2 protein-coding genes are annotated in these 1,503 nt (G+C 69.3%); one reads left to right on the top strand and one right to left on the bottom strand.

Annotated features, from left to right (window positions below; translation table 11 throughout):
* On the top strand, positions 1-999 hold a 999-nt coding region (locus tag M6444_RS05635), incomplete at its 5' end, for an FAD-binding protein (protein ID WP_298323965.1).
* A gap of 35 nt (positions 1,000-1,034) precedes the next feature.
* Here the strand turns inward: M6444_RS05635 and M6444_RS05630 are convergent.
* A partial coding sequence (locus M6444_RS05630) for a manganese catalase family protein (protein ID WP_298323963.1) occupies positions 1,035-1,503 on the bottom strand: 469 nt, incomplete at its 5' end.

Genomic DNA, 1,503 nt, shown 5'->3' with positions numbered 1-1,503 from the left:
GCCGGCAACGTCTCGCACACCGGCGTCGGCGGCCTCACCCTCGGCGGCGGCTACGGCTGGCTCGCCCGCAAGTACGGTCTGGCCTGTGACAACGTCGAGTCGTTCGAGGTCGTCACCGCTGACGGCGCGCTCGTGCGGGCAGCAGCCGACGAGAACCCCGACCTGTTCTGGGGACTGCGCGGCGGAGGCGGCAACTTCGGAGTCGTCACGAACTTCGAGTTCCGCCTGCACGAGACCGGCACCCGCAGCCTCACCGTCGAGGTCGACTTTCCGCTCGATGACGGCGTCGATGTCATGCACCGCTGGCGTGACCTGCTCGCGGACGCGCCCCGCGAGGCGACCTTCACCGCCGACATCGGGCCAGGATCCGTGCTCACCACCGGCTACGTCTGGACCGGTGACCCGAGTGACGCGGATTTCACCGCGGGCATGGCGCTCGTACCGCGGGTCCGTGCGCTCGGCCGGGCGCCGCTCGGCGAGCGCATCCTCGACCGCAGTTACCTCGAACTGCAGTTCCAGGCCGATGCTGCACACGCTCATTCCATGCGCCGCTACGCCAAGAGCCACTACCTCACGGCCCTACCCGACGATGCGATCGAGGCGTTCGTGCTGCGCGGCACCGCAGACGGCCGCCCTGACGGCGACGTGCCGTTGCCGAATGTGGGGTTCCAGGCCTACGGCGGCGCCGTCGGTGACCTCGCGGACGGCGAAACCGCATTCAGTCACCGGGGCACGCTCGTGGAGTACAGCGCCGGCCTCCGCTGGGACGACCCCGGGCTGGACGAGCCGTACATCGCCAGTGCGCGCCGCGCGGCCATGTCGCTGGACCCGTTCGCCAGCGGCGTCTACGTCAACTCGATCAGCGACGAGGGCACCGCCGGGTTGCGCCGTGCGTACTCCGCCCAGCAACTCGACCGCCTCACGCAGGTCAAGGACACCTGGGATCCGGGCAACGTCTTCCACCTCAACGCGAACATCCCGCCGTCGGGACGGCCCTGACGGACCGAACTGGACACGGGTCCGCAGCCCGGAGGTCACTCCTTGTTGAGCTTGTCCTGCGCTTTGCCCGCGGCTTTCTCCATGACGTTGGGCAGGTCGGTCGTGCCGAAGAAGCGCGAATCGGGCCGGGTGGGGTCGGGCATGGCGGTCCCGCTCGGAGGCTCGGCGACGTACTCGAACTCGCCGGCGCCGTCGGGTGTCGGCCCGCTGGCCCAGGAGCCGTCTCCGGCATGCCGGCCGTCGGAGAAGTTGATGTACTGATAGGCGGCTTCGGTGTACTCGTCGGAGCGGGGGAAGTTGCTCGGCACCGGGAGATTCTCGGCGCCTTCGTCCTGCAGTTCGCGCGCCGCGGCGATCCATTGATTCTGGTGCATGGTGTCGCGGGCGATCAGGAACGACAGCAGGTCGCGCACCCCGGCGTCGTCGGTCATGTGGTACAGCCGCGCCACCTGGAGCCGGCCCTGCATCTCGGCGTTGGCATTCGCCGTGAAATCGGCGAGCAGG

Origin of the sequence: Haloactinopolyspora sp., assembly GCF_027324685.1 — a bacterium.
Classification (GTDB): domain Bacteria; phylum Actinomycetota; class Actinomycetes; order Jiangellales; family Jiangellaceae; genus Haloactinopolyspora.
Note: the sequence above shows the minus strand (reverse complement) of the source record. Positions and strands in the feature narration are given on the sequence as shown.